Annotated in this window: 29 protein-coding genes; 17 read left to right on the top strand and 12 right to left on the bottom strand. The window is 67.5% G+C overall.

Features of this window, described 5'->3' with window-relative positions; all coding sequences use genetic code 11:
• Positions 1-99 precede the first annotated feature (99 nt).
• From ACP7AZ_RS01315 to ACP7AZ_RS01300, 4 genes are all read left to right on the top strand, one after another.
• Entirely contained in the window at positions 100-1,287 is a 1,188-nt protein-coding gene (locus ACP7AZ_RS01315) for a thiolase family protein (RefSeq protein WP_426036053.1), read from the top strand.
• Positions 1,287-2,261, top strand: coding sequence for an alpha/beta hydrolase (locus ACP7AZ_RS01310; RefSeq protein ID WP_426035332.1), 975 nt, complete (start codon positions 1,287-1,289; stop codon positions 2,259-2,261). Before ACP7AZ_RS01315 ends, ACP7AZ_RS01310 begins: the two co-directional genes overlap by 1 nt.
• Before the next feature lie 195 nt (positions 2,262-2,456).
• Positions 2,457-2,798 (top strand): VOC family protein, encoded by a 342-nt coding sequence (locus tag ACP7AZ_RS01305; protein WP_426035330.1) that lies wholly within the window; start codon positions 2,457-2,459, stop codon positions 2,796-2,798.
• On the top strand, positions 2,795-3,199 hold the full coding sequence (locus tag ACP7AZ_RS01300; RefSeq protein WP_426035329.1) for a YkgJ family cysteine cluster protein: 405 nt from the start codon (positions 2,795-2,797) through the stop codon (positions 3,197-3,199). Before ACP7AZ_RS01305 ends, ACP7AZ_RS01300 begins: the two co-directional genes overlap by 4 nt.
• A gap of 131 nt (positions 3,200-3,330) precedes the next feature.
• Here the strand turns inward: ACP7AZ_RS01300 and ACP7AZ_RS01295 are convergent, their stop codons facing one another.
• The gene (locus tag ACP7AZ_RS01295) at positions 3,331-3,696 is read right to left on the bottom strand and encodes a hypothetical protein (RefSeq protein ID WP_426035327.1); all 366 of its coding nucleotides are present in this window, start codon (positions 3,694-3,696) and stop codon (positions 3,331-3,333) included.
• On the opposite strand from ACP7AZ_RS01295, the gene ACP7AZ_RS01290 reads away from it, so the two are divergent.
• On the top strand, positions 3,671-4,327 hold the full coding sequence (locus tag ACP7AZ_RS01290; protein ID WP_426035325.1) for a hypothetical protein: 657 nt from the start codon (positions 3,671-3,673) through the stop codon (positions 4,325-4,327). The two genes, ACP7AZ_RS01295 and ACP7AZ_RS01290, sit on opposite strands and share 26 nt — an antisense overlap.
• A gap of 108 nt (positions 4,328-4,435) precedes the next feature.
• Here ACP7AZ_RS01290 and cydB read toward each other — a convergent pair whose 3' ends face one another.
• The 4 genes from cydB to thiE all read right to left on the bottom strand — a co-directional run bounded on the left by cydB (position 4,436) and on the right by thiE (position 9,429).
• On the bottom strand, positions 4,436-5,473 hold the full coding sequence (cydB, locus tag ACP7AZ_RS01285; RefSeq protein ID WP_426035323.1) for a cytochrome d ubiquinol oxidase subunit II: 1,038 nt from the start codon (positions 5,471-5,473) through the stop codon (positions 4,436-4,438).
• Entirely contained in the window at positions 5,470-6,915 is a 1,446-nt protein-coding gene (locus ACP7AZ_RS01280) for a cytochrome ubiquinol oxidase subunit I (protein WP_426035321.1), read from the bottom strand. Before ACP7AZ_RS01280 ends, cydB begins: the two co-directional genes overlap by 4 nt.
• Before the next feature lie 120 nt (positions 6,916-7,035).
• On the bottom strand, positions 7,036-8,706 hold the full coding sequence (locus tag ACP7AZ_RS01275) for an ATP-binding protein (protein ID WP_426035320.1): 1,671 nt from the start codon (positions 8,704-8,706) through the stop codon (positions 7,036-7,038).
• Between the two features lie 84 nt (positions 8,707-8,790).
• Positions 8,791-9,429: a thiamine phosphate synthase gene (thiE, locus tag ACP7AZ_RS01270; RefSeq protein ID WP_426035319.1), complete on the bottom strand. Its 639-nt coding sequence runs from the start codon at positions 9,427-9,429 to the stop codon at positions 8,791-8,793.
• A 131-nt stretch (positions 9,430-9,560) separates the two neighbouring features.
• On the opposite strand from thiE, the gene ACP7AZ_RS01265 reads away from it, so the two are divergent.
• Together ACP7AZ_RS01265 and bfr are read left to right on the top strand one after the other, a co-directional pair.
• Positions 9,561-9,746 carry a (2Fe-2S)-binding protein gene (locus ACP7AZ_RS01265; RefSeq protein WP_426035317.1) on the top strand — a complete coding sequence of 62 codons (186 nt, stop codon included), beginning with the start codon at positions 9,561-9,563 and terminating at the stop codon, positions 9,744-9,746.
• Positions 9,747-9,891: 145 nt separating this feature from the next.
• Positions 9,892-10,392, top strand: a complete 501-nt coding sequence (gene bfr / locus ACP7AZ_RS01260) for a bacterioferritin (protein ID WP_426035315.1) — start codon at positions 9,892-9,894, stop codon at positions 10,390-10,392.
• A 137-nt stretch (positions 10,393-10,529) separates the two neighbouring features.
• Here bfr and ACP7AZ_RS01255 read toward each other — a convergent pair whose 3' ends face one another.
• Positions 10,530-11,255, bottom strand: coding sequence for an ABC transporter permease (locus ACP7AZ_RS01255; protein WP_426035313.1), 726 nt, complete (start codon positions 11,253-11,255; stop codon positions 10,530-10,532).
• Positions 11,255-12,199: an ABC transporter ATP-binding protein gene (locus ACP7AZ_RS01250; RefSeq protein ID WP_426036051.1), complete on the bottom strand. Its 945-nt coding sequence runs from the start codon at positions 12,197-12,199 to the stop codon at positions 11,255-11,257. The genes ACP7AZ_RS01255 and ACP7AZ_RS01250 overlap by 1 nt, the downstream gene beginning before the upstream one ends.
• Positions 12,200-12,269: 70 nt before the next feature.
• On the opposite strand from ACP7AZ_RS01250, the gene ACP7AZ_RS01245 reads away from it, so the two are divergent.
• The 6 genes from ACP7AZ_RS01245 to ACP7AZ_RS01220 all read left to right on the top strand — a co-directional run bounded on the left by ACP7AZ_RS01245 (position 12,270) and on the right by ACP7AZ_RS01220 (position 16,291).
• Entirely contained in the window at positions 12,270-12,794 is a 525-nt protein-coding gene (locus ACP7AZ_RS01245; RefSeq protein ID WP_426035311.1) for a DUF2975 domain-containing protein, read from the top strand.
• Entirely contained in the window at positions 12,794-13,036 is a 243-nt protein-coding gene (locus ACP7AZ_RS01240; protein ID WP_426035309.1) for a helix-turn-helix domain-containing protein, read from the top strand. Before ACP7AZ_RS01245 ends, ACP7AZ_RS01240 begins: the two co-directional genes overlap by 1 nt.
• Positions 13,037-13,099: 63 nt before the next feature.
• Entirely contained in the window at positions 13,100-13,657 is a 558-nt protein-coding gene (locus tag ACP7AZ_RS01235) for a tryptophan-rich sensory protein (protein WP_426035307.1), read from the top strand.
• Positions 13,658-13,740: 83 nt separating this feature from the next.
• Complete coding sequence (gene efp / locus ACP7AZ_RS01230) at positions 13,741-14,310, top strand: elongation factor P (protein ID WP_426035305.1); 570 nt, start codon at positions 13,741-13,743, stop codon at positions 14,308-14,310.
• A 121-nt stretch (positions 14,311-14,431) separates the two neighbouring features.
• Complete coding sequence (locus ACP7AZ_RS01225) at positions 14,432-15,238, top strand: inositol monophosphatase family protein (RefSeq protein ID WP_426035303.1); 807 nt, start codon at positions 14,432-14,434, stop codon at positions 15,236-15,238.
• A 42-nt stretch (positions 15,239-15,280) separates the two neighbouring features.
• Entirely contained in the window at positions 15,281-16,291 is a 1,011-nt protein-coding gene (locus ACP7AZ_RS01220; RefSeq protein ID WP_426035301.1) for a glycerophosphodiester phosphodiesterase, read from the top strand.
• Here the strand turns inward: ACP7AZ_RS01220 and ACP7AZ_RS01215 are convergent.
• Positions 16,288-18,144 carry an ABC transporter transmembrane domain-containing protein gene (locus ACP7AZ_RS01215; protein WP_426035299.1) on the bottom strand — a complete coding sequence of 619 codons (1,857 nt, stop codon included), beginning with the start codon at positions 18,142-18,144 and terminating at the stop codon, positions 16,288-16,290. The genes ACP7AZ_RS01220 and ACP7AZ_RS01215 overlap by 4 nt on opposite strands.
• Before the next feature lie 133 nt (positions 18,145-18,277).
• Between ACP7AZ_RS01215 and rpmE the strand changes: the two genes are divergently transcribed.
• Both rpmE and ACP7AZ_RS01205 read left to right on the top strand, forming a co-directional pair.
• Positions 18,278-18,502 carry a 50S ribosomal protein L31 gene (gene rpmE, locus ACP7AZ_RS01210; protein ID WP_303695506.1) on the top strand — a complete coding sequence of 75 codons (225 nt, stop codon included), beginning with the start codon at positions 18,278-18,280 and terminating at the stop codon, positions 18,500-18,502.
• A 158-nt stretch (positions 18,503-18,660) separates the two neighbouring features.
• Positions 18,661-20,250: a L,D-transpeptidase family protein gene (locus tag ACP7AZ_RS01205; RefSeq protein ID WP_426035297.1), complete on the top strand. Its 1,590-nt coding sequence runs from the start codon at positions 18,661-18,663 to the stop codon at positions 20,248-20,250.
• 309 nt (positions 20,251-20,559) lie between these two features.
• Here the strand turns inward: ACP7AZ_RS01205 and ACP7AZ_RS01200 are convergent, their stop codons facing one another.
• A complete protein-coding gene (locus tag ACP7AZ_RS01200) occupies positions 20,560-21,078 on the bottom strand; it encodes a DUF1465 family protein (protein WP_426036049.1) in 519 nt (172 codons plus the stop codon).
• 132 nt (positions 21,079-21,210) lie between these two features.
• Positions 21,211-21,453 (bottom strand): DUF1192 domain-containing protein, encoded by a 243-nt coding sequence (locus tag ACP7AZ_RS01195; protein ID WP_426035295.1) that lies wholly within the window; start codon positions 21,451-21,453, stop codon positions 21,211-21,213.
• A gap of 41 nt (positions 21,454-21,494) precedes the next feature.
• Here ACP7AZ_RS01195 and ACP7AZ_RS01190 point away from each other — a divergent pair, with 41 nt between their 5' ends.
• A complete protein-coding gene (locus ACP7AZ_RS01190) occupies positions 21,495-22,466 on the top strand; it encodes an NAD(P)H-quinone oxidoreductase (protein ID WP_426035293.1) in 972 nt (323 codons plus the stop codon).
• Positions 22,467-22,470: 4 nt separating this feature from the next.
• Here ACP7AZ_RS01190 and ACP7AZ_RS01185 read toward each other — a convergent pair whose 3' ends face one another.
• Both ACP7AZ_RS01185 and ACP7AZ_RS01180 read right to left on the bottom strand, forming a co-directional pair.
• Positions 22,471-23,175, bottom strand: coding sequence for a beta/gamma crystallin-related protein (locus ACP7AZ_RS01185; RefSeq protein ID WP_426035291.1), 705 nt, complete (start codon positions 23,173-23,175; stop codon positions 22,471-22,473).
• Between the two features lie 101 nt (positions 23,176-23,276).
• The gene (locus tag ACP7AZ_RS01180; protein WP_426035289.1) at positions 23,277-23,837 is read right to left on the bottom strand and encodes a beta/gamma crystallin-related protein; all 561 of its coding nucleotides are present in this window, start codon (positions 23,835-23,837) and stop codon (positions 23,277-23,279) included.
• Positions 23,838-24,036: 199 nt separating this feature from the next.
• On the opposite strand from ACP7AZ_RS01180, the gene ACP7AZ_RS01175 reads away from it, so the two are divergent.
• Positions 24,037-24,702 (top strand): DUF1013 domain-containing protein, encoded by a 666-nt coding sequence (locus tag ACP7AZ_RS01175; protein ID WP_426035287.1) that lies wholly within the window; start codon positions 24,037-24,039, stop codon positions 24,700-24,702.
• Positions 24,703-24,717: the final 15 nt, after the last annotated feature.

Below are 24,717 nucleotides of genomic sequence, written 5' to 3'. Positions count from 1 at the left end.
TCGCTCGGCCACCTTCTCCCGCAAGGGGAGAAGGGATTTCCCCTCCCCTCGCAATCCCCCTCGGTGAACGCTACATCCGCTCCACGTCATTGTGAGAGCCTGTCCATGTCCGATCCCGTCGTCATCGTCGCCTTCGCCCGCACGCCCATCGGCGGCTTCCAGGGGGCGTTCAACGGCGTGAAGGCGACCGAGCTGGGCGCCACGGCGGTCAGGGCGGCGGTCGAGCGGGCGGGGGTCGATCCGGCAAAGATCGAGCAGATCTATATGGGTTGCGTCCTGCCCGCCGGCCTCGGCCAGGCCCCTGCGCGCCAGGCCGCCATCGGCGCCGGCCTCGGCCAGCACGTCGAGGCGACGACCGTGAACAAGATGTGCGGCTCGGGCCTGCAGGCGGTGATGATGGCCTCGGACAGCCTCGCGGCAGGCAGCGCCGACATCATCATGGCGGGCGGGATGGAGTCGATGACCGGCGCCCCCTACCTGATGAACAAGCATCGCGGCGGTGCCCGCATCGGCCACGATGTGATCGTCGACAGCATGTACATGGACGGGCTGGAGGACGCCTATACGCCCGGCAAGCTGATGGGGAATTTCGCCGAGGACTCGGCCCGGACCTATCAGTTCACACGCGAGCAGCAGGACGCCTATGCCCTGGAGAGCCTCAGCCGCGCGCTGAAGGCCATCGAGACCGGCGCCTTCAAGGCCGAGATCACCCCGGTCGAGGTCACGGGTCGCAAGGGGACCGTGACGGTCACCGAGGACGAACAGCCCGGCAAGGCCATGCCCGAGAAGATCCCGACCCTGAAGCCCGCGTTCTCGAAGGACGGCACCATCACCGCCGCCAACGCCTCGTCGATCAGTGACGGCGCCGCCGCCCTGGTCATGACGCGCGAGAGCGTGGCTAAGGCGATGAACCTGCCCATCTTGGCCCGCATCGTCTCCCATGCCGCCCACGCCCACGAGCCAGGCCTGTTCACCACCGCCCCGGTCCCGGCCATGCAGAAGGCGCTGAAAAAGGCCGGCTGGTCGGTCGAGGACGTCGACCTGTGGGAGATCAACGAGGCCTTCGCCGTCGTCCCCATGATCGCCATGCAGGAGATGGGCATTGAGCACAGCAAGCTGAACGTGAACGGCGGCGCCACGGCCCTGGGCCACCCCATCGGCGCCTCGGGCGCGCGCGTCCTGACCACCCTGATCTCGGCGCTGCAGAACCGGGGCAAGTCGAAGGGCGTGGCGTCCCTGTGCATCGGGGGCGGCGAGGCCGTGGCTGTTGCGGTCGAGCTGGCCTGATGATCGATCTCAGCCGCCGTTCCCTCCTCGGCGCGGCGGCTGTCACCGCAGCAGCGGCGGGCGCCGCCCGGGCGCAGACCATCGCCCCGGCCGATCCCACTGAAGTCGTCCATCTGTGGCCAAACGGCGCGCCAGGCGGTGAGACTGTCACCGTCACGCCGATCGTGCCGGAGCGCTCGACCGACCCGGCCTTCCACGACCGCTTCGCCCAGTACACCACCGACCCGATCCTGACCGTCATGCGGCCGGAGCGACCGAACGGCGCCGCCCTGCTGCTGATCCCCGGCGGCGGCTATCGCTGGGCGGTGGTGGACAAGGAGGGGATGGACTGCGCCCGCGTGTTCGCGGCGGCCGGGATCACCTGTTTCGTCCTGCGCTATCGTCTGCCCGCCGACGGCTGGGCCGCTGGACCGAACGCGCCGTTGCAGGACGCCCAGCGGGCCTTGCGCCTGATCCGCGCCGATGCCGCCGTCTATGGCGTCGATCCGTCCCGCATCGCCAGTCTGGGCGCCTCCGCAGGCGGTCACCTTGCCGGCCTGCTCGCTGCCCGTCATGACGCGACCTACGCGGCGATCGATGCTGCGGACCATGTCTCGCATCGCCCCGACCTGAACATCCTGCTCTATCCGGTCGCGACCATGGCTGATCCATTCGTTCATGCCGGATCGCGTGAACACCTGCTGGGCCTGTCGCCAACGCAGGAACAGATTGCACAGTGGTCACTGGACAGGCTGGACTGGACCGGTGTCGGTCCCACCGTCCTGATCCACGCCCTCGATGACGCCAGCGTGCCGCCGGAAAACAGCCTTCAGCTCCTGACCGCGCTCCGTGCCGCCCATGTCGTCAGTGAGGCCCATCTATTCCAGGAAGGCGGCCACGGCTTCGGCATCCGCCTGATCGCCGGCAAGCCCGCCGCCGTCTGGCCCGCGCTTGTCACGGCATTCGGCCGCAGGAACGGCTGGCTCAGCGCGTAAATACGCGGACGACAGGTTTTCGAGGCGTCGGCGCGGGCTGTGGCCTCGCCTCCCGCATCAGGCGGATCAAGGCGTCCGGGCCTGTCGACAGAACGATCACCGGGCGTCTCCTCGTTGCGAACCGTTCGCAAGATTGCTTGGGCTTTCGCGCCGTGGCAAGCCGGTTTCCGGCGGTTTTTTCATCGGATCATGACAATGCGAAGCGACGGAAAACTCGACTATCTGGAACTGCCCTCGACCGGGCTGCCTGAGACCAAGACCTTCTATGAGGCGGCATTCGGCTGGACCTTCCAGGACTACGGCCCGACCTACGCCGCGTTCGACCAGGGTCTGGACGGCGGCTTCGACGCCGACGCGGACCGGCCGAAAGCGCCCCTTCCCGTCCTCTATGCCGCCGACCTCCCGGCCATGTTGGCCAGGGTCGTGGAGGCGGGCGGGACGATCCTGAAACCCATCTTCGACTTCCCCGGCGGCCAGCGCTTCCACTTCCGCGACCCGTCCGGCAACGAGCTGGCGGTCTGGTCCGAGGGCGGATGAAGACCTGCGGCGACTGCGGTCTATGTTGCAAGATCATGGGCGTCACCGCCCTTGAGAAGCCGGCAGGCCGCTGGTGCCGCCATTTCGGCAAGACGACCGGCTGCGCCATCTACGACGACAGGCCGAACGACTGCCGGGTGTTCAACTGCCTGTGGCTGCTGACCGAGGCGCTGGACGACAGCTGGAAGCCGACGACCTCGGGCTTCGTCCTGCACTCGGAACTGGGCGGGGGGAGGCTGATCGTCGAATGCGACGCCGCCCGCCCCCATGACTGGCGGCGCGAGCCCTATCAGACACAGCTACGTCGCTGGGCCGCCGCCGAGGGTCAGGAAGTGCTGATATTCGCCGGCAAACGCGGCGTACGGCTCGGCGTCACGGACACGCCCGTCAGACGCGCCTAGAGCAGGATCGGCTGAGGAGGAATCGCTTCGCGATTCCGCTGATGCCGTGAATCCTGCTCCAGATATCAGCGAGGGCCTGATTCACGCTTTCGACAGAAGCGCGAAGCGCTTCCGTCTCAAACGATCAGGCCCTAGCGGACGTCCACCGACTGACCGATCCGCTCCGCCAAGGTTCGGTCAGCGCCGTCCACGCTGGTAATCCAGACGTGGACCTCCCGCGGCGCAGACGTGCGGGTGAACAGATGCTCCAGCGCCACGCGCCGCCCGTCCTCAGTCGCCACGACCGAGGCGCGAGCCCCGGCCTCGACCATCTCGCCGCTGTAGATCGGGAACTGCGACGCCGGTCCGGCATAGACCATGACCAGCGGCTGCTGCCCGCGCCGGATAGTCCAGATGTTGAAGTTCGGCCCGGGCCGACCGGTCGTGATCGTGAAGCCTGCCGGCAGGTCGATGGTGAACGGCAGGGCGCGGATGGCCGGCGCGTCCAGCACCGTCATCGGCGGCGGAGGCGGCTCGGCGGGGGCCGTGACCACCGGGGCCGGGGCCGGGACAGTCGCCGCCGGAGGGGTCGGTCGGGGCGCCGGACTGGTGACGGGCGTCGTGGCCGTGGTCGGAGCGGCTGGGGTGGTCCGAGGCGCAGCAGTGGTCGGAGCGGGCGTGGTAGCGCGCGGAGCGACGGCGCGCGGCGTGGGAGCTATGGGTCGGGGCGTCATGACCGGCGCCGTCGCAGTCGGCGCACGAGCAGGCGCGGCAGTCGTCGGCGCGGGTGTTGCGGGTGTCGCCAGAGGCTGGGTCCGGGGCGGATTGGCCACCCCCGGCGGGGTGATCGGCGCAGCCCTCGGCGGCGCGGTCACGGGCGCCGAGGGAATCGGCGCCACCCGTCCGGGCGGGGGGAGGCTTAAGATGGGCGGCGGCAGGGTCGTCGCGGGGGTTGGCGATACGGTCGCCGGGCGCGGAGCCGGCGTGGCTGCGGCGGGAGGCGCCGCGTTCAGGCTGCGGGTCAGGGCGCTGCCGGTGGAGGGCGCGGCCTGGGTCTGGGCGATCAGGAGGACGGTGAGGACGAGGATATGCGACATGGCCGCGACCATCGCCTCTCAGCCCATGAACGGCAAGCTTCTCAGCGCATAGGCGACGACGGCGACCGTGGCCGACCCGGCGAGGCAGAGGCCCGCGAACCAGGCCAGCTTCTTCCACAGCGGGCCGACGTCTTCGCCGGCCTCGGGTGGGGGAACGGGCTCAATGATGATAACCAGCCTCCTCGTCGATCTTGCCGCGGAACACCCAGTAGACCCACGCCGTGTAGGCCAGGATCAGCGGCAGGATCGCCGCGGTCCCCACCAGCATCAGCCCCAGCGCATTGTCGGGCGCCGCCGCCTGCCGGAAGTTCAGGGCGTAGGGCACGATATAGGGGGCGAACCCGACCGCCAGCCCGAGATAGCCGGACAGGAAGACGAGGATCGCTCCGACGAACGGCCAGCGATGCGACCCCTTGCGGCTCATCACGAACACGATGCCCAGACCGATCAGGCCGAGCAGCGGGATCGGCAAGAGCGGCAAGAGCTTCGCCAGCTCCAGCGCGAACCCGTCGTGCAGATCGAAGCCCCAACGCTCTGCGACCCGCGGATGGATCAGCAGGGTCGCCACGCTGACCGCCGCCAGCAACCCGGTCACGATCAGGGCCGAAATGCCGGTCCAGCGCTTCGCATCGCCGTGCAGATTGTCCTTGGTCTTCATCATCAGCCAGGCCCCGCCCAGCAGGGCGTAACCGGCCACCAGCCCCGCCGCAACCAGCAGGGTGTAGGGCGTCAGCCAGTCGAACTGGCCGCCGGCGAACCGGTCGTCGCGCACCGTCACCCCCTGGATGAATCCGCCCAGCACCAGACCCTGGGCCACTGCGGTCAGGATCGACCCGCCGGAGAACATCTGGGTCCAGAATTTGCGGCCCTTGTTGCGCGCCCGGAAGCGGAACTCGAACGCCACGCCTCTCAGGATCAGCCCCGCCAGCATCAGCAGGATCGGCAGATACAGCGCCGGCATCAGCACCGAATAGGCCAGGGGGAAGGCCGCCAGCAGCCCCCCTCCTCCCAGCACCAGCCAGGTCTCGTTGCCGTCCCAGACCGGGGCGATGGTGTTCATCATCACGTCCCGCTCGCCCGGGGACTTCGCGAATGGGAACAGGATGCCGATCCCCAGGTCGAAGCCGTCAAGCGTCACGTACAGCAGGACGGAGACGGCGATCAGGCCAGCCCAGATCAGTTGCAGGTCGAGGTTCATTTCGGGTCTCCCGGCACGCCGTCGGGTCGGCCCGGGGTCGTGTCCTCGGGCGCCTTGGCGAGTGGCGTGCCCGGCGATCTCTGCCCGCGCGGCGACGGCTCCGTGACGGCGGCGACCGGCCCTTCGGCCATCAGCCTCAGGATGAAGATGGCCCCTGCGGTGAAAACAACAGAGTAGACCAGGACATAGGCGATCAGCGAGGTGGCCACCTGACTGGTCACCACCGGCGAGACGGCGTCGCGCGTCTTCAGCACGCCATAGACGACCCAGGGCTGGCGTCCGACCTCGGTGACCATCCAGCCGGCCAGGACGGCGATGAAGCCGGCCGGCCCCATCAGGACGGCGAAACGCAGGAACAGCGGGCTGTTGAAGATTTTCTTGCGCCAGATCAGCACCGCGCCCCAGGCGCCGAGCCCGATCATCAGCAGGCCCAGTCCGACCATGATCCGGAAGCCGAAGAAGGGGATGAAGGGCGGCGGCTGATCCTCGCGCGCCCAGCTGTCCAGCCCCTTGATCACCTCGTCCTTCGGCACGCCCTGAATCAGGTTGCCGACGCCCGGGATGGAGACCTCGAAATGGTTCTTCTGCGCGTCACGGTCGGGAATGCCGAACAGGTGCAACGGCTGGTCGGCCCGGGTCTCCCAGTATCCCTCGATGGCGGCCGTCTTGGACGGCTGGTATTTGTGCGCGACCTCGCCCGAGGCGTGGCCGACCACGAGTTGCAGCGGGGCCAGAACGGCGATCAGCCCCACCGCCATGACCAGGGAGATGCGGCTTTCGCTCCAGCCCTCGGTCTTCACGCCCGCGGCGCGGTCCTTGAGCAGCCGATAGGCCGAGACGCCGCCGACCACCAGTCCCGTCGTCAGGAAGGCGGCCAGCAGCATGTGCGCCAGTCGCGTCGGGAAGCTGGGGTTGAAGATGACCTGCATATAATCGGTCGCCTCGAACCGGCCGTCGGCCATGATCTGGAACCCCTGAGGCGTCTGCATCCAGCTGTTGGCCGACAGGATCCAGAAGGCCGAAATCGTGGTCCCGACGGCCACAAGAACGGTGGAGGCGAAGTGCAGCTTCGGCCCCACCTTCTTCCAGCCGAACAGCATGACGCCGAGGAAGGACGCTTCGAGGAAGAAGGCCGTCAGCACTTCGTAGGCCAGCAGTGGCCCGATCACCCCGCCGGTCAGGCGAATGAATTCACTCCAGTTGGTGCCGAACTGGTAGCTCAGCACCACGCCTGACACGACGCCCATGCCGAAGCTGAGCGCGAAGATCTTGACCCAGAACAGATAGAGGACCTTGAAGGCCTCGCGCTTGGTCCACAGCCACAGCCCTTCCAGCACCGCCAGATAGGCCGCCAGCCCGATGGTGAAGGCCGGGAACAGGATGTGAAAGGCGATGGTGAAGGCGAACTGAAGGCGTGACAGCAGTAGGGCGTCGAGGTCCACGGTGTGTTCCTGGTGACAATGCGATGGCGGCGGATTGCGCCCTCTCATCGGCGGTGTCCACCAGCGCGAACGGCGCGCGACAGTCGGTCGCGTTATTTCATCAAGCAGTGAATACTGACGTCAGGCGGCGGGCAGTTCGATCCAGAAAGTGGCGCCCTCGCCCGCAACGGACACGACGCCGATCGACCCGCCCTGCAGCTCAACCAGCCGCTTGGCCAGGGCCAGGCCGATGCCGTGCCCCTCGATCGCCGATCGCTCGAGACCCAGTCGGTTGAACGGTTCGAACAACTGGGCCTGTTTATCGGGCGACAGGCCTGGGCCCTTGTCGCTGACCTCGATGCGGACGCCGTCATAGACCCGCTTTGCCAGGAAGAGGACCTCGCCTCCCGCCGCGCCGTATTTCACGGCATTGGTCGCCAGATTGTCGATCACCTGGGCCAGGCGCTGGGAATCGGCCAGGGCCACGAGCCCGTCGCCCTCGCAGATGACCTTCAGGGACAGCATCCGGGCTTCCGGGCGCATCGCCGTGGCGCGTCGAACGTCTTCCAGGATGCCGGGGATGTCGGTCGGGCGCATCTCGACCTTGACGGCCCCGGACTCGGCGCGGGCGACGTCGAGCAGGTCGTGCGACAGGGCCTCGACCTGGCGGGCCGTCTTGACCAGCATGGCGGCCATCTCGGCCTCGGTCTCGGTGATGGGGCCGAGTTGCCCGGTCGACCACAGGTCGCCGATGCCGATGATGCCGCCGATGGGGCTCTTGATTTCGTGGGCCACATTGGCGAGCAGGCGCGACTTGGCTGCCGAAGCCTTCTCGGCGCGAAGCTGCCCCGCCTTGGCACGCGCCGACAGACGGTCCCGTTCCTCCAGCAGGGAGGCGACCAGCAGGATCGGCAGATAGCCGAACAGGAGCGTCAGTTGCAGCAGGACGGCGCGTTCGGACAGATCGCCGATCACCAGGTGCCAGGGCCCGGCGCCCATCATCAGTGAGCCCAGAGACAGCACGGAGATGACCACCAGGGCGGCGGTTACCCCTATGACCCTCAGGCGGGCCGCAATGACGATGAGCACGGGCACCATGACAAAGCCCAGCGGCATGTCGAGCACGAAATAGACGGTCACGCAGATGACGATCAGCAGGCCGAATGTCAGCACCGTCTCGGCCGCGCGCCACGGGTTGAACATCGCCCGGACGGCCCGCATGTCGAGGGCCAGGATGAATGATCCGATCACCGCCAGGCCCAGGGCATGGCCGAACCACCAGGTCTGGAAGGTCGGCACAAACGGCGTCCCCCGGGTCAGCAACAGGAAAGTCCCGGCGGCCAGTCCGGCGACGGCGGGCGCGACCCCCGCGGTGCAGAGGATGAACCGGCACGCGCCTGCCACTGTGGCCAGGTTAAGGGTGGGAGCGAACCGCCGGGCCAGCCACACGGCCAGCACGATCTCCAGCATGTTGAGCGCCGTAAACCCGACGGACAGGATCGGGCCGTTGCCAGCAAGGAACTCACCGGCGAGGACCCCGAAGGCGATCAGCCCGCCGAAGGCCAGATCGTAGCCGAACCCACGGCCGCTTCTCAGCCAGACGGCGACGGCCAGGCCGTTGGCCGCCCAGAGCGCCGCGATCATGTCGGCCGTGCGGGCCGTGGAGATCGCCGCAAAGACCAGGACGGCGACACCCAGAACCGTCAGCATCGGCGCCAGGGGCTGGGCGAACAGCCCGGCAGCCGTGGACGTGCGCCCCGGACGCGCGGCTGCGGCGATAGGCTCCAAGGCGTCCGTATCGGTCGCGGTCATCGCGCGGCTTTGAAGCATACAGTATAACTCTGGGTGGGCAGACGAGGCCCAACCTTAACCAGAGCTTCCTAATATCCCCTGAAGTTAGACGCTTTCCGACAGAAGCTGCGAAAACCGCCGCACCGCCTCGGCGGCCCCCTCGGGATACGCCCATACGCCGGCGCTGACTGCCAGGAAGTCGGCGCCTGTCGCGATCAGGGGCGCGGCGTTTTCGATCGTGATGCCGCCGATCGCCACCGACGGGATTTCCATCGTCTCCTGCCAAATGGTCAGGATTTCGGGTTCCGGACGATGCACGGTGTCTTTGGTCGAGGTGGGATAGAAGGCGCCGAAGGCGACGTAGTCGGCCCCCTGCTCCGCCGCCTCCATGCCCAGATGGCGGCTGTCGTGGCAGGTCGCGCCGATCATCGCCGACTTGCCCATGATACGCCTCGCCGAGGCGACTGAGGCGTCGCCGTGCCCCACATGGACGCCGTCGCAGCCCAGCGCCGACGCCAGGTCCGGCCGGTCGTTCAGGATCACGGCCACGCCCCGACTCTGCGCGACAGGCGCGAGTCGGCGCACCGCCGCGGTGATCGCTTCGTCGCTCGCCGGCTTGATGCGTATCTGCAGGGCGGCGACCGGTCCCGCATCCAGGGCCGCCTCCAGCCGGGCGGCGAAGGCCTCCAGGTCGTCGATGACGGGCGGGGTGATCAGATAGAGCTGGCAGGCGGGCGCGGACATGGGCCGCAGGTGCGACGCCCGGAGCCTGTCGTCAACCACCCCTCCGGCCGATGTCTTTGCGAACGCGTTGCAATCGCCCGAAGACCTGCTATAGCGAACCAATCGCAACTGACGCTTCGGGGCGGCCCACCTTGTACGTGTGTAACTGTAACGGTCTGAGACGACGCGATGTGGCGCGCGCGATCGAGGCGGGTGCGACCCGCCCGCGCGAGGTTTTCCAGCGCAATCAATGCGCAGCGCAGTGCGCCAAATGCGTTTGCGAAATGCGCCAGATGATCTCGGAGACCCGCGAATCCTGGGCCCTCGCAGCCGAGTAGGTTCGTAGTCCTGCGGACCAAAATCATTCGCAATATCAATGTGCCGATAAGCATTCGCAACTGAACACAGGCGATTGCCCTGTGCTATGCCACCCGACATGAACGGCTCCGAAAGGGCCGCCCGCAGAGCAAGGACGAGACGGCCATGAAGGGCGATCCCGCGATCATCCGCACCCTCAACGCGGTGCTGACCAACGAGCTGACGGCGGTCAACCAGTACTTCCTGCACGCCCGCATGTTCGAGAGCTGGGGGCTGAAGCACCTCGGCCAGATCATCTACGACGAGTCGATCGGCGAGATGAAGCACGCCGACAAGCTGGTCAAACGCATCCTCTTCCTCGACGGTCTGCCCAACCTGCAGGACCTGCACAAGCTCAAGATCGGCGAGACGGCGGTCGAATGCCTCGGCGCCGATCTGCAACTCGAACTCGGCGGTCGCGACACCGTGGTCGCCGGCGTGGCCCAGGCCGAGGCCGCATCCGACTTCGTCAGCCGCCAGATCCTGATGGAGATCCTGTCCGACACCGAGGAGCACATCGACTTCCTCGAGGCCCAGTTCAAGCTGATCGAACAGCTGGGCGAGCAGAACTACCTGCAGTCGGCCATGACCGAGATCGCCCCGGACAAGTCCGCCACCGGCAACTGACCCTAGAGCCTTATCGACTGAGGAGGGATCGCTTTGCGATCCCGCTGATGCCGTGAATCAGGCTCCAGATTTGAGCGAGAGCCTGATTCTCGCTTCATGTCGGAACCGCGAGCGGTTCCTCCAGAAACGATCAGGCTCTACAGCACCTCGCGGCGGCTCAGATGAGCAGCCGCGAGGGCCAGGACGACAAGCCCCAAGCCACAGCCGAGCCCCAGAGCCGTGTTCACGCGCCAGGCTTCGCCGGCCAGCATGTTGACCGGCATCTGCCAGGGGAAAAACACTCCCTGCTTCGCCGACGTCGCCACGACCGAGAAGAAGGTCCCGCCGATCCCGACTACCAGGGCGGGCACGAAGCTGGCGAAGCGCAAGGCGATCCACAACTGGATGGCGACCATCAGAGTGGCCGCGAGGAAGACCTTGCTCATGGTCGCGGCGTAGAGCCCGACGTCCAGTGGCCCGGTCGGGCTGAGCTCCGGCTTGATCGCCACCGCCAGCATCACCGCGCCCCAAGTCATGACGAGGGTCAGGACGCTCATGATCGCGACCACGGCCAGGACCATCACCGCCTTGGCCGCATAGAGGTGCCAGCGCGGCAGGGGCAGGCTGCGCAGATGGTCCCACGACTTCGGGCCGTTCTCCATATGGGCGACGAGGGCCGTCAGGGCCGTCACGCTCATCGGCAGCATGAAGTAGGCCCAGATGCCGATCGAACTGAGCATCCACATCTCCCAGGGCTGGGCCGCTTTCCCGCGCAGCAGCATGAAGAAAGCGAAGACGGCGATCAGCGAAGGGGCGGCGACCGCAAGGACGGCGGCCAGCGACCGGTTCAGCTTGCGGATTTCGACGGACAGGACGGCGAGCATCAGACGGTCTCCATTTGGCGTGCGGCCGCAGCGCGCGGCGCGGTGACGTTGCGATAGATGCCCTCCACCGAGGGGGTGCGCGGGCCGATGGCGAAGACCCTGACCCCCGCATGGACCAGGTCGCTGTTCACGGCCGCTGTCGCCGCGTCATGGTCCGCCCCGGGCCTCAGCCGCGCGACCAGACCGGCCGCGTCCGACGTCAGGGTCAGGTCGTGGCCCTTCAGCACCCGCCTTGCCCGGTCCGGATCGTCGACGCGCAGGCCGATCTCCGGCGCGAGGCCCGCCTTCAGCGCCGCGAGTTCGCCCTCCAGCACCAGCCGCCCGTCGTGGACGATTCCGATATGGGTCGCTGTCTGCTCGATCTCACCCAGCAGATGGCTGGACAAAAGCACTGTGGCCCCCGTGCGATCCGGCAGGCTCCTGAGGAAGCGTCGCATGTCGGCGATACCGTCGGGATCAAGCCCGTTCGTCGGCTCGTCGAGAATCAGCACCGGCGGCGCGCCGAGCATGGCCCGCGCGAGACCGAGTCTCTGGCGCATGCCCAGCGAACAGTCCGCGACCCGCCGGCGCCCGTTGTCGGTCATGTCGACGACCTCCAGCACCCGGTCGATCTCGGTCGCCGGCAGGGCGAGCAGCACGCGTGTCAGGTCCAGATTCTCCCGTCCCGTGAGGTTGCCGTAGAAGCCGTGGGCCTCCAGCAGCGCCCCGATTTTCCGCGCCGCACCGATCCGGTCCCGGCCCACGTCAACCCCGCAGATCCGCACCGATCCGGCGGTCGGCTTCAGCAGACCCAGCAGCATCTTCAGCGTCGTGGTCTTGCCCGCCCCGTTACGGCCCAGGAAGCCATAGACGGCCCGTTCCGGCACGGTCAGCGACACCGCATCGACCGCCCGATGCTTGCCGAACCGCCGTGTCAGCCCCTCGGTCTCGATCGCCGCCACCATCCGTCCGTCCCCGTTCCGTTTAAGTCCCATATAAAGTCGCGAAGGTCGCACCTTTAAGTCAAGATTAAAGATGAGACAGGAATTCTTCGACGCCATGACCACCCACGACCTCACCCGTTTCCGCCGGATGTGCGGCCAGTTCCGCTGGCTCGCCATCTTTATGGTGTGCAGCGTGGGCGCGATCCTCGCCCTCATCCACGTCGTGGAGCCGGCCATTTTGACGGCCCGCGGCGACACCCGGATCGACCCTGCCATCTGGCTGGAAAAGGCCATCTGGGCGACGCCTACGCTGTTCTATCTCTTTGCCGTCTGGTCGATCGGATCGGCCCTGGGCCAGGTCGCCAAAGGCCGTCTCATCCAGCCGATTCTGGGCAGAGCGTTGCGACACGTCGGAATCGCCCTGGGACTCGGCGGTCTGCTGAGCGTTTTTGGCATCACCAACATCTCGCGCCTGATCGGCGGCGAGCAGGGCAGTTTCGCCTATTTCGATGTCGCCGGCATGACCCTGGGCATGATCGGCGGGGCATTGTTCCTGCTGGGCCGCGTCGTCGACCAGGCCGACCGCATCCAGTCCGAGTTGGACGAGATGATCTGATGCCGGTCCGCGTCACCCTGGACCGGCTGATCGTTGCGCGCGGGATCAAGGCCCGCGACCTGGCGGCAGAGGTGGGTCTCAGCGAGACCCAGCTATCCCTGTTCCGCTCCGGCAAGGTGAAGGGCATCCGCTTCTCGACCCTGGCCCGCATCTGCGCCGCCCTGAACTGTCGGCCCGGCGACCTGCTGGACTACGACCACGACCCGGCCGACCTGGCGCGCGCCGACGACAACGGCATCTGAGCGGGAATCGCCCGGAACCGCATGGGCCGCCGACCATTCCTCCTCCGCTGGAGGAACGAGGCCATGACCGACATCGACGAGACCATCGACGACGTGCGCGAGGCCGCCGCCGACTTCCTCAATGCAGATGGACGCAGCGCCGGCCACGTCGCCCTCGGCATCGCGGCGACCGTCGGTTTCGCCTTGCTGGCCACGGCGCTCGCGAGCGGCGCGATCAAGCCGCCCCGGCGCACGGCGGCCCAACGGCGTGACGGCGACGCCCCCGTGGCCGAGCGCCCTCGCGGCGCCTTCAGCCTGATCCTGCCCGCCGTCTTCTCGGCGACCACCCTGTCCGCGGTGCGGGTCTGGAATGCTCCGTCGAACGCCACCCGGACCAGCGCCATGGTCTTGTGGGCCGGGGCCCAGACGATCAACGCCCTGTGGATCGCCCTTCGACCGGCCAGCCGGGGCATGCAGATCGCTGCGGCCATGACCTCCGCCGGCCTTGCCGCCGCCTTCGCCCACGAGGCCCGCAAGCTGGACCCGACGGCCGGAAAGCTGGCCAACCCCACCGCGCGCGGCGTCGGCTTCGTCAACGCCATGGGCCGCAAGGCCGAGGCCCGGCAGGCGACCATGCACTGACCTTGCCCTGACGACCCGCCTCCTATAGGGATCGCGCCCGATTTCGCGCAGCTGCTGGCAGCGCCTCAACCCCAGTGATTCCCATGGCGAAAATCAACGGCAACACCATCAAGCCGGGCATGGTCCTGCAACACAACAACGGCCTGTGGGTCGTCACCAAGGCCAGCCACGTCAAGCCTGGCAAGGGCGGCGCCTTCGCCAACGTCGAGGCCAAGAACCTCGAGACCGGCAACAAGCTGAACGAACGCTTCCGCTCGGAAGACAAGGTCGAGCGCGTCACGCTCGAGCAGAAAGGCTTCTCCTTCCTGTACGAACAGGGCGACGCCCTCGTCTTCATGGACGACGCGACCTACGAACAGATCGAACTGCAGAAGACCTGGGTCGGCGAGGATTCGATCCCCTACCTCCAGGACGGCATGAAGGTCGTCATCGAGATGCACGACGACCGTCCGATCGGTCTCAACCTGCCGGATCAGGTGACGGTGACCGTCGCCGAAACCGAGCCGACCGTGAAGGGCCAGACCGCCTCGTCGTCCTACAAGCCCGCCATGGCCGACAACGGCGTGCGCATCATGATCCCGCCCTATATGTCGGCCGGCGAGCGCATCATCGTCGACACCACGACCGGCGAATACGTCCGCCGCGCCGAATAGGCCGACTTACCACCGACGACCGGAGGCGCATGTCGCGCCCCTGTGAACTTCTCCGTCTGTCCGGGCGCCACTCCATCGAGGGTGGGGGCCTTTTCAGGACAGGCGGACCAGGAGATTCTCCATGTCCCTCGCCTCCGCCCTCGTTTCCGTCATCATCGACGCCGTTCGCAAGACGGCCCGGCCCATGCTTCGCGACTTCGGCGAGGTCGCCCAGCTGCAGGTCTCGCGCAAGGGGCCCGGCGACTTCGTCACCGCCGCCGACATCAAGGCCGAGGATACCCTCTACGAACTGCTGATGAAGGCCCGCCCCGGCTACGGCTTCCTGGGCGAGGAGCGCGGCATGATCGAGGGCACCGACAAGTCCCACACCTGGGTGGTCGATCCAATCGACGGCACGACCAACTTCATGCACGCCATGCCCCACTTCGCCATCACCGTGGGCCTGCAGCGCTATGCGCCGGACGGGTCGTCGGAGATCGTCGCCGGCGTCACCTACAACCCGATCATGAACGAGCTGTTCTGGGCCGAGAAGGGCAAGGGCTGCTATCTGAACGACCAGCGCATCCGTGTCTCCGGCCGTCGCGACCTGTCTGAATCGCTGATCGCCACCGGTCTGCCCTTCATCGGCAAGACCGGCCACGCCCAGTCGATCAAGGACATCCACGCCGTCGGCCAGCGCGTCGCCGGCATCCGTCGTCTGGGTTCTGCGGCTCTGGACTTCGCCTGGGTCGCCTGCGGTCGCTTCGACGCCTACTACGAGCGCAATCTGAAGCCCTGGGACGTGGCGGCCGGCATCCTGTTCGTCACCGAGGCCGGCGGCCAGGTCACCACCATCGACAACGACGGCGATCCCAAGACCGGCGTGTCCATCCTGGCGTCCAACCCGGAACTGCACCCCCGGCTGCGCAAGGTGCTTCAGGCCTCCTAGGAGGGTCACAGGGGCGTCACGCCCCTCCCCTACCGCTGGCGAATGATCCGGTTCATCCTCGCCGCCCTGCTCCTCGCCAGCCCGGTCGCCGCCCAGACAATGCCCCACCCCCTCGTCATCGCCCACCGCGGCGCCTCCGGCGAGCGACCCGAGCACACGGCTGCCGCCTATGAACGGGCCATCGAACAGGGCGCCGACTTGGTCGAGCCCGATCTGGTCATGTCGAAGGACGGCCAGCTGGTCGTCCGGCACGAGAACGAGATCGGCGGCACGACGAACGTCGCAGACCATCCCGAATTCGCCCTACGACGCACGACAAAGATCATCGACGGAGTCTGCACCAGGGGCTGGTTCACCGAGGACTTCACCCTCGCCGAGCTCCGCACGCTGCGCGCCCGCGAGCGGTTGCCGGCCCTGCGTCCGGGCAACACGGCCTGGACCGACGAGACGATCCTGACCTTCCAGGAGGTCATCGACATCGCCCGCGCCGCCTCGGCCCGCACCGGCCGCGTCATCGGCGTCGCGCCGGAGCTGAAACACCCGAGCTATTTCGAGAAGGCGGGCCTGCCGATGGAGCCCGCCTTCGTCGAGGCCCTGCGCGCCAACGATCTGACGAGCGCCGACAGCGCGATCATGATCCAGTGTTTCGAGATCGACTGCCTGCGCTCCCTGAACCAGCAGACCGATGCGCCGCTGCTCCAGCTGATGTCGCCGTCCGGCGGCCCCGCCGATCACCCCGAGATGACCTACGCCGCCATGGCGACGCCGGAGGGCCTGGCCGAGATCGCGACCTATGCCGACGCCATCGGGGTCGAGACCGCCCTGATCATTCCCCGCACGCCCGCCGGCGCCCCTGGTGTTCCAACGACATTGGTTGAGGATGCCCACTCCGCCGATCTGAAAGTCGTGGTCTGGACCTTCCGCGCGGAGGACATCTTTGTCCCCACCGACTATCGCGGCGACCTGCCCGGCTGGATCAGGCGCTTCTACGATCTCGGCGTGGACGCGGTCTTCAGCGACTTTCCGGGCGTGGCTGTGCAGGCACGAGACTAGCCCTCCCGGAACTGCAACTCCGCCAGACGCGCATAGAGCCCGCCCTTGGCCACCAGTTCGTGATGCGTGCCTTCCTCGACCGCGACGCCGTCCTCCATCACCACGATCCGGTCGGCGCGCAGCACGGTAGCGAGCCGGTGGGCGATCACCAGCGTCGTGCGCCCCTCCATCGCCAGATCCAGCGCCGCCTGCACCAGCCGCTCGTTCTCGGCGTCCAGCGCGCTGGTCGCCTCGTCCAGCAGCAGGATCGGTGCGTCGCGGACGAGGGCCCGTGCGATCGCCAGCCGCTGGCGCTGTCCGCCGGACAGGCTCTTGCCGCGCTCGCCCAGCGGCGTCGCGAAACCCTCCGGCAGGGCGTCGATGAAGGTCAGGGCCTGCGCCTCCTCCGCCGCCTTGCGGACCTCGTCTTCGGAAGCCTGCTCGCGACCGAAGCGGATGTTCTCCAGCGCCGAGCCCGAGAACAGCGGCGCCTCCTGCGACACCCAGGCGAACCGCCCGCGCACCTCGGCCGGATCAGCGGACCGGACATCGACGCCGTCCACGCTGACCGCGCCTTCCTGTGGGTCGTAGAAGCGCAGCAGCAGGCGGAATACCGTCGACTTGCCCGCCCCGGACGGCCCAACCAGGGCCACGGTCTCGCCGGGCCGCACCGTCAGGTCGAAGCCCTTCAACGCCGGCAGGTCGGGCCGTCCCGGATAGGCGAACCGCACCCCCGCCATAGCCACACGCCCTTCAGGCGGGCTCGGCAGGGCGACGGGTTGCTCCGGCGCGGCGATCGACGCCTGGGCCTTCATCAGTTCGTCGATCCGCTGCATGGCGCCCGAAGCCTTCTGCACATCGCCCCAGCTCTCGCCCAGCGCGCCCACCGCCCCGGCCGTGAACACCGACAGCAGCACGAACTGCAGCAGGGCGCCGGGCGTCATCGCGCCCCGAATCACGTCCTGGGCCCCGAGCCACAGCACCAGGGTGACGCCGCCGAAGATCACCACAATGACCACCGCCGTCATCCAGGCCCGCGCGCGCATTCGGATGATGGAGACGCCGAACGCCTCTTCCACCACCCCGCCGAACCGCTCCACCGCGCTGCGGACGCGACCGAAGGCCTGCACTGTCTCGATGGCGTCCACGCTCTCGCCGGCGAAGCCCACAGCATTGGCGAACCGGTCCTGGGACTTCACGGTCAGCTTCCTCACCGACCGCCCGAACAGGAAGATCGGCGCCAACAGCAGGGGCGCGGTCAGCAGGACCAGTCCCGTCAGCTTCGGGCTGACGATGAACAGCAGGATGACACCGCCGATCAGGGTCAGGAAATTCCTCAGGGCGAAGGACACCGAGGTCGTAAGCAGGGTCTCGACCAGGGCGATGTCCGTGGTCAGGCGCGACAGCACCTCTCCGGTCCGCATCCGCGCGAAGAAGGACGGATCCAGCGTCAGGATACGGTCGAACAGGGCCTTTCGCAGGTCGGCGATCATCCGTTCGCCGGTCTTGGTCACGTAAAAATACCGGACTGCCGTCGCGACCCCCAGAATCACCGCGTTCAGCCCAAGGATCAGGAACCAGCGATTGATGTCCGCGCCGCCATTCTCGAACCCGTGGTCGATGGCGCCCCGCGCCGTCGCCGTCAGGCCCAGGGACGCCGATGTGGATCCCAGCAGCCAGAAGCCCGCGATCACGGCGTCCAGCCGGTGCTGCATGAGATAGGGCCACAGCCGCAGCAGGGGCCGCACATCCTTGCGCTTCTCGCGCCGCGCCCCCGCCTCGCCCATCTGTTCGACAAGCACGGCCCCGGCGCCGGGGCGTCCCACCGCCTCCGTGCTGGAATAGGCGTCCTGGGTCGGCGAGGGGGTGCTCATGCGCGGGTCTTGCCCCGGAACGCCCTGCGGTGTAAACGCCGCCGCTCATTCCCGCCGGACTCTGGCGGGTTTTCTCATTTTTCACGCACCGACGGTCGGCATCGTCACCGCGTACAGAGACCGGAATACGACCATGAAGGCCGATACGCACCCCGACTACCATTTCATCACCGTCACCCTGACGAACGGCGACACGTACAAGACGCGTTCGACCTACGGCAAAGAGGGCGACACGCTGAACCTGGACATCGATCCCTCGACGCACCCGGCCTGGACCGGCGGCAACCAGCAGATGCTGGACCGCGGCGGTCGCGTTTCGCGCTTCAACAACAAGTTCGGCGGCTTCATCAAGAAGTAGGCCTCAGCACCACACGGGTGCGACAAAGACGACACGAAGAGCGCCGGTCACCCGACCGGCGCTTTTTGTTTGTCCGGAACGTCGATAACATGGGCTCGTTCGATACCCGGGCGTGGACACGGGGCTCCACCAGGCGTCGCACCAAGGCGAATACGACCATGAATCGACGCGAACTCACCCTCGGCGCAGCCGTATCGGCTCTCGCCGGTTCGGCCGCGGCGCAGAACGCTCCGATGGGCGCCCAGATTCAGGGCCAGCCCCAGACCGTCGTCGTCACGCCGACCAGCCCTTACTACGCCGCCTTCAACGCCCAGCTGGAGCGCCTGCCCGCTGCGATCCAGCCCGACGTGCGCGCCTTCTACGAACTGAACGGCTGGCAGCCGGCCTGGACTGGCGCCCGACTGCGCACCCTGAACCAGGCCTCCGCCCGCGCGGAGCGCCACGGGCTGTCGCGTTCGGACTTCTTCGACTTCGTGGGCCTCGCCGCCGATCCGGACACGGCGGACATGCGCACCACCGCCGCCGCCATAACCTACGCCCGCGTCCTGGCCGAGGGCCGCATCCGTCCCGAGACGGTCGAGGACCTGTGGGAGATGGAGAAGAACCGGGTCGATCTGCCGGTCGGCCTGAACGACGCCCTGGTCCAGAACAAGGTCGTCGAATGGTTCGAAGGCCTGGCGCCGACCGACATCGGCTATTCGAACCTGTCCGCCGGCTACGTCCGCTACCGCCGAATTATCCGCGAGGGCGGCTGGCCCCGCTTCGTCGCAAGGTCCGGCACGATCGAGCCGGGCGCCAGCGACAACCGCGTGCCCGCCATGATTGCCCGCCTGGTGGCCGAGGGCGACCTCAGCGCATCTGACGGCGCCCGCCTGACCGCCGAGGGGCTGGTCTACGGTCCGCAACTGCAGACCGCCATGCGCGGCTTCCAGGCCCGACACGGACTGGCGGCCGACGGCCGCATCGGCGCCGGCACCCAGAGCTCGCTCGGCGCATCGGCCGAAGACCGCGCCCGCCAGATCGCCCTCAACCTGGAACGCCGCCGCTGGCTGAAGCGAGACCTGAATCCCGAGCGGATCGAGGTCAACACAGCCGCCGCCATCATGGTCTACTGGAAGGAAGGCCGCCCGGTTCATTCCAACCGCGTCGTCTGCGGCTCGCCTGCCAACCAGACGCCCAGCCTGGAAAAGCCCTTCGCATCGGTCGTCGCCAATCCGCCCTGGTATGTGCCCGCCGGCATCGCCCGCCGTGAGATCCTGCCGCGCGGCCCCGGCTATCTGGCCAGCCAGAACATGTACATCTCGAACGGCACGGTCATCCAGCGCGCCGGCCCCACAGCCGCGCTCGGCTATGTGAAGTTCGAACTGCGGGACAGCTACGCCATCTTCCTGCACGACACCCCGTCCAAGGCCGCCTTCAACCTGTCGATGCGCCAACGGTCGCACGGCTGCGTCCGCGTCCAGAACGCGGTCGAGTTCGCGCGCCTGCTGCTGTCGCCCGATCCCATGCTGCTGGGCCAGTTCGACGACGCCCAGGTCAGCCGCGAGACCCAGCGCATCCAGACGGGCCGCGAGATCACCGTGCGGCTGCTCTACTGGACCGCCTTCGTCGACGGACAGGGCCGCGTCGCCTTCCGCGAAGACGTCTATCGCCGCGACCAGAAGCTGGCCGAGGCCCTCGGCATCGCCGTCAGCCTGCCGGCCGTGATCGATGACGGGACCGCCGTGGCCAACGACGTCGGGCCGTAAGGCTTAGAGCGCCAACTTTTCCCTCCCCCTCGGGGGAGGGCAGATCGCGAAGCGATCGGGTGGGAAGGGCAAGGCGACATGGTGATCATCGCCAAGGCTCGCGAAATGCGAAAGGCAATCACGCCGGCCGAGGCCAGGCTGTTCTGGCCCCGGAAGGGTTGTTGACCCTGCGATACGGAAATCTTCTGCTCCGGGATCGCCTGGATAAGATCATGGCGGAGGTGCGTGCGGTTTGCCTTGCCCGCCCCAACCGGTCTCCGCTTCGCTCCGCCCCCCCCCTCCCCCGCAGGGGGAGGGAGAACTTTAGTCCTACCCCCTGAACGCCGCTTCCAGCAGGCCCATCTGGCTCAGTACAGGGTTCGCATCCGGTTCGGGCGCGTCATCGAGATACATCCGCTTGTCCAGATACAGGACGCGGTCATGCAGTTTCTCGGCGCGGACCAGGTATTCGACCAGAGCGATCGGCATCTCCGGGTGGCTCGGCTCGGCCTCGATCTTGCGTTCGTTGAGGCGATAGCGCGGCTCGCAGGCGGCCTCCGGCGCCATGTCGCCCTCGCGCACGGCGCGTTGCACCAGCAGCCAGGACGCGACCTGCATCAGCCGCGTCGTCAACTTCATGCTCTCAGCGGCATAGGCCAGGGCGGCCGAACGCGACAGCAGCTTGGAGTCCCGGCGTCCGTCGCCGTCCAGATAGGCGGCGGTCTCCTCGACCAGGTCCATACCGTCCTGGAAGGTGCGCTCGAACAGTTCGGACCGGGCGAAGTCGCGGATCTCCCCGGCGCGTGACGCCGTGGACCCGGTACCCGGCGCGGAATTCTCGGTGCCCATCAACTCAACCATACTCATCGTGATCCGCAACGTCCGCTGGTCCATCGGCCCGGAACGGCGCCGCACGGGTTTCGCCTGCAACCGGCATGCCACGAAAAAGGGGGCCACGGAAAGCCGCCACGCAGAACCGCATCAGTTGCCGAAGTTGAACAGGGCGTCGGCGGCGGACTTCTTGGCCGTCTTGCCGGCGATGGCGCCGCGCGCCCGCGCGATCTCGGCGTCCAGCGCCTCGATGCGCTCGCCCAGTTCCTCGACCGAATAGAGGTCCAGGTCCTCGCGACCCAAGGCCGCCACGGACGCTCCGCGTTGCGGACGCGGTTCAAGATCCTCGAACGTCATCGTCGCCTCCTTGGCCAGAACCCCGAAGAAGCCCATTTACGCTCCCGGACACGGACGATTGCAAGGCTTGGACGGATATGCGGGTGATCGAGATTGACGGCGGCTCAGGTCCCGCAGAGGCCCTGTGGCTCTCCGAACGCCCCGATCCCCAGGCGGGACCGGGTGAAATCCGCATCCACGTGCGCGCCGCCGGGGTCAATCGCCCGGACCTTCTCCAGCGCAAAGGCGGCTACCCTCCTCCGCCTGGCGCGTCCGAGATCATGGGGTTGGAGGTCGCGGGCGAGGTCGATCAGGTCGGACATGAGGTCACGCGCTGGCGGGCCGGCGACCGGGTCTGCGCCCTGCTCGGCGGCGGAGGATATGCGGACTATGCTGTCGTCGACGCCCGCCACGCCCTGCCGATCCCCGACGCCCTCGACTTCATCCAGGCCGCGGCCCTGCCCGAGACCGTCTTCACCGTCTACGCCAATGTGTTCGAGGCCGGCGCCCTGAAGGCCGGCGAGACCCTGTTGGTCCACGGCGCGACGTCCGGCATCGGGGTAACGGCGATCCAGATGGCCCGGGCGGCGGGCGCCCGCGTCATCGCCACGTCCCGGGGCGCAGCGAAGACGGCGGCGGCGCTCGATCTCGGGGCCGACGTCAGCCTGGACGCCTCGGCCGGAGACCTGGAATCCGCGATCCGGGATGCGGGCGGCGCAGACGTCATCCTCGACATGGTCGGCGCCGCTTATGCCGAGGTCAATCTGAATGCCTTGAAGCCCGGCGGACGCTGGGTCGTGATCGCGACGTTGAGCGGCGCGCTCGCCGAGGTCGATCTGATGCGGATCATGATGAAACAGGCGACCCTGACCGGATCGACCCTGCGTCGCCGTCCGGCCGACGAAAAGGCCCGACTTGCGGCGGCGATCGAGGCCACGGTCTGGCCCTGGGTCGTCTCGGGCCTCGTGCGCCCGCCGGTCGAGGCGACCTTCCCCCTGGCTGAAGCAAAACTCGCCCACCTCCGGCTGGAGGCGGGCGAGCATGTCGGCAAGATCGTGCTGACGGTCTAGATCGCTACCAGCGACCGCCCCCGCGAGCCGGACGCATCGACGAGATGCGGTCGTTGACGCTCGTATAGTTCAGGTTGCTAGTGCTGGAGGTGATCACCTGGCACTGGCCGCGGAAATAGGCGTCGGTGCAGACTTCCCAGGCGCCGTTGAGCTCCATCGAGCTGATCTGATCGTTGAGACCCGAGCGACCGAGGTCGGCGATCTCGCTGCGGAACGTCTGCGAATAGCCGCGGTAGTTGCTGTCGGCGTAGACGGTGATGCTCGTGCGGCCGTTGTTGCCGCCCCAGCCGCCGCCATTGTTGCCGCCGTTACCCCAACCGCCGCCATTGTTGCCGCCATTGCCCCAACCGCCGCCGTTATTGCCGCCGTTGCCCCAACCGCCGCCGTTATTGCCGCCGCCGTTGTTGCCGCCGCCACTGCCGCGCTCGTACTCGCCGCGCACATTGCCGCAGATCAGCAGCCCGTCATTGTTGGCGATGTCGAAGGCGGAGCAGCGCGCCAGTTCAATCGAGGTGCCGCGGACATTGCCACGCATGTCCCGGCAGTCGGCGTAGAGACGGCCCTGGTTGACGTAGGATCCGCTGCAGCTGTCTGCGAAACTGCCGCGCGGCGCGACTCGCTGGGCGCCATCGTCAATCGACGGCGCGCGTTCCTGGGCGCCGCCGGCCAGCACGGCCAGCGCTGCGAGAGATGTGAGTGCGATAGACATGGGCTTCCTCCAAGTGATCACTAAGGCCGCTGAACGCGTCCGATGTCACACTGTTCAACATCCAGCATGAACCGAACCTGTATGGCTCCGCTTGCCTTAGCTTAACGTAGCGGCCGGAGCGACAGGATGACGTTGTCGAAACCCACATCATTGAGGTTGCTCACCTGACCGGCGAAGCTCTGGCATTGGCCGCGATAATTGGCCCCGGAGCAGGCCTGCCACCCGCCGGTCAACCGCATCGAACTGATCTGATTATTCAGGCCCGAGGCGGTCAAGTTGGGCTGGGCTGTCGTGTAGGTTCGGGAATAGCCGACGAAATTGATGTCCCTGTAGATTGTCACCGAGACGGTCGGCGTCGGCGGGTGTGTGACGGCGGTGCTTGTTTCGAGTCGCCCCGCCGTGCCGCCGCACGTCAGTGTCCCGTTGATGTTGGCGACGTCCACGCCCGTGCACGATGTCAGCGGGATCGATGACCTTACGAAGGCGCCCGAGGTGTTGCGGCAGTTGGAGAACAACCGTCCGCCGAGCACATAGGACGCGGCGCAGGTCTGGGAAAAACTGCCTTGCGGCACGGCGCTCGCCTGGGCCAGTAGCGTCGCCGGCGCGGCGTCGAGGCCGGCGCCCGCAACAGCCGCCACGGACAGCAATGTGATGAGTTTCAAGGTCTCCCCCGGGGATGAGGCCGGCCGCACAGTCTGGCCGAGCAACGATATATAAACCCGTGATCGATCACCAGCCAGTGACGTTTTCTTTTGCGCCGAAACGGCCTATATCGAAATCATCAGCGCCCGGCCGAAAGGTCGGGCGCCGTCGTATCCAGAGCCCGCGATCGCCGGGCCCCTCATTTCCGGGACTGCCCCCATGACCGACATCCTGATGCCCAAGGCCACCGCGGTCTGGCTTGTGGACAACACTTCGCTCACCTTCGAACAGATCGCGGACTTTTGCGGCCTGCATCCGCTGGAAGTGCGCGGCATCGCCGACGGCGACGTGGCCCGCGACATCCGGGGTGTCGATCCCATCACCGGCGGCCAGCTGGGCCGTGAGGAACTCGACAAGGCCCAGGGCGACGAGACCTACCGCATGAAGGCGATCGTCAGCCGTCACGCCGAACTGATGAAGGCCCACAGGCCCGCGCCGAAATACACCCCGGTGTCGCGCCGCCAGGACCGTCCGGACGCCATCATGTGGTTCGTCAAGAACCACCCCGAGGTCACCGACGCCCAGATCGCCAAACTGCTCGGCACCACCAAGTCGACGATCGACAGCGTGCGCAACCGCACGCACTGGAACAGCCCCCAGATCAAGCCTGTCGACCCGGTGACCCTGGGTCTCGTCGGACAGCTGGTGCTGGACGACCTGGTATCCAGGGCCGCCGAGAAGAAGAACCGCGACGACGCCAAGAAGGGCGGCGCCGCCCTCCAGCCCATCGAGGCCGAACCCGCCGAGCCGGAGTTCGTCCCCGAAGAACGCGAACGCCGCACGGCCGAACCGACCGCCGCGTCGGTGTTCGGCACGAACGAGTAAATCCTCCCCCTGCGC

It is taken from the genome of Brevundimonas sp. DC300-4, from assembly GCF_049897365.1.
Classification (GTDB): domain Bacteria; phylum Pseudomonadota; class Alphaproteobacteria; order Caulobacterales; family Caulobacteraceae; genus Brevundimonas.
Note: the sequence above shows the minus strand (reverse complement) of the source record. Positions and strands in the feature narration are given on the sequence as shown.

Bases quoted from the DNA above. Each gene is read 5' to 3' on its own strand.
- ACP7AZ_RS01195 (WP_426035295.1), bottom strand. From the start codon at position 21,453: ATGGGCTTCTTCGGGGTTCTGGCCAAGGAGGCGACGATGACGTTCGAG.
- ACP7AZ_RS01200 (WP_426036049.1), bottom strand. From the start codon at position 21,078: ATGGGCACCGAGAATTCCGCGCCGGGTACCGGGTCCACGGCGTCACGC.
- ACP7AZ_RS01220 (WP_426035301.1), top strand. From the start codon at position 15,281: ATGATCCGGTTCATCCTCGCCGCCCTGCTCCTCGCCAGCCCGGTCGCC.
- thiE (WP_426035319.1), bottom strand. From the start codon at position 9,429: ATGTCCGCGCCCGCCTGCCAGCTCTATCTGATCACCCCGCCCGTCATC.
- ACP7AZ_RS01310 (WP_426035332.1), top strand. From the start codon at position 1,287: ATGATCGATCTCAGCCGCCGTTCCCTCCTCGGCGCGGCGGCTGTCACC.
- ACP7AZ_RS01215 (WP_426035299.1), bottom strand. From the start codon at position 18,144: ATGAGCACCCCCTCGCCGACCCAGGACGCCTATTCCAGCACGGAGGCG.
- ACP7AZ_RS01295 (WP_426035327.1), bottom strand. From the start codon at position 3,696: ATGACGGTGCTGGACGCGCCGGCCATCCGCGCCCTGCCGTTCACCATC.
- ACP7AZ_RS01240 (WP_426035309.1), top strand. From the start codon at position 12,794: ATGCCGGTCCGCGTCACCCTGGACCGGCTGATCGTTGCGCGCGGGATC.
- rpmE (WP_303695506.1), top strand. From the start codon at position 18,278: ATGAAGGCCGATACGCACCCCGACTACCATTTCATCACCGTCACCCTG.
- ACP7AZ_RS01225 (WP_426035303.1), top strand. From the start codon at position 14,432: ATGTCCCTCGCCTCCGCCCTCGTTTCCGTCATCATCGACGCCGTTCGC.
- ACP7AZ_RS01305 (WP_426035330.1), top strand. From the start codon at position 2,457: ATGCGAAGCGACGGAAAACTCGACTATCTGGAACTGCCCTCGACCGGG.
- ACP7AZ_RS01275 (WP_426035320.1), bottom strand. From the start codon at position 8,706: ATGACCGCGACCGATACGGACGCCTTGGAGCCTATCGCCGCAGCCGCG.
- ACP7AZ_RS01190 (WP_426035293.1), top strand. From the start codon at position 21,495: ATGCGGGTGATCGAGATTGACGGCGGCTCAGGTCCCGCAGAGGCCCTG.
- ACP7AZ_RS01300 (WP_426035329.1), top strand. From the start codon at position 2,795: ATGAAGACCTGCGGCGACTGCGGTCTATGTTGCAAGATCATGGGCGTC.
- ACP7AZ_RS01245 (WP_426035311.1), top strand. From the start codon at position 12,270: ATGAGACAGGAATTCTTCGACGCCATGACCACCCACGACCTCACCCGT.
- bfr (WP_426035315.1), top strand. From the start codon at position 9,892: ATGAAGGGCGATCCCGCGATCATCCGCACCCTCAACGCGGTGCTGACC.
- ACP7AZ_RS01185 (WP_426035291.1), bottom strand. From the start codon at position 23,175: ATGTCTATCGCACTCACATCTCTCGCAGCGCTGGCCGTGCTGGCCGGC.
- ACP7AZ_RS01175 (WP_426035287.1), top strand. From the start codon at position 24,037: ATGACCGACATCCTGATGCCCAAGGCCACCGCGGTCTGGCTTGTGGAC.
- ACP7AZ_RS01255 (WP_426035313.1), bottom strand. From the start codon at position 11,255: ATGCTCGCCGTCCTGTCCGTCGAAATCCGCAAGCTGAACCGGTCGCTG.
- ACP7AZ_RS01290 (WP_426035325.1), top strand. From the start codon at position 3,671: ATGGCCGGCGCGTCCAGCACCGTCATCGGCGGCGGAGGCGGCTCGGCG.
- ACP7AZ_RS01250 (WP_426036051.1), bottom strand. From the start codon at position 12,199: ATGGTGGCGGCGATCGAGACCGAGGGGCTGACACGGCGGTTCGGCAAG.
- ACP7AZ_RS01235 (WP_426035307.1), top strand. From the start codon at position 13,100: ATGACCGACATCGACGAGACCATCGACGACGTGCGCGAGGCCGCCGCC.
- ACP7AZ_RS01205 (WP_426035297.1), top strand. From the start codon at position 18,661: ATGAATCGACGCGAACTCACCCTCGGCGCAGCCGTATCGGCTCTCGCC.
- cydB (WP_426035323.1), bottom strand. From the start codon at position 5,473: ATGAACCTCGACCTGCAACTGATCTGGGCTGGCCTGATCGCCGTCTCC.
- efp (WP_426035305.1), top strand. From the start codon at position 13,741: ATGGCGAAAATCAACGGCAACACCATCAAGCCGGGCATGGTCCTGCAA.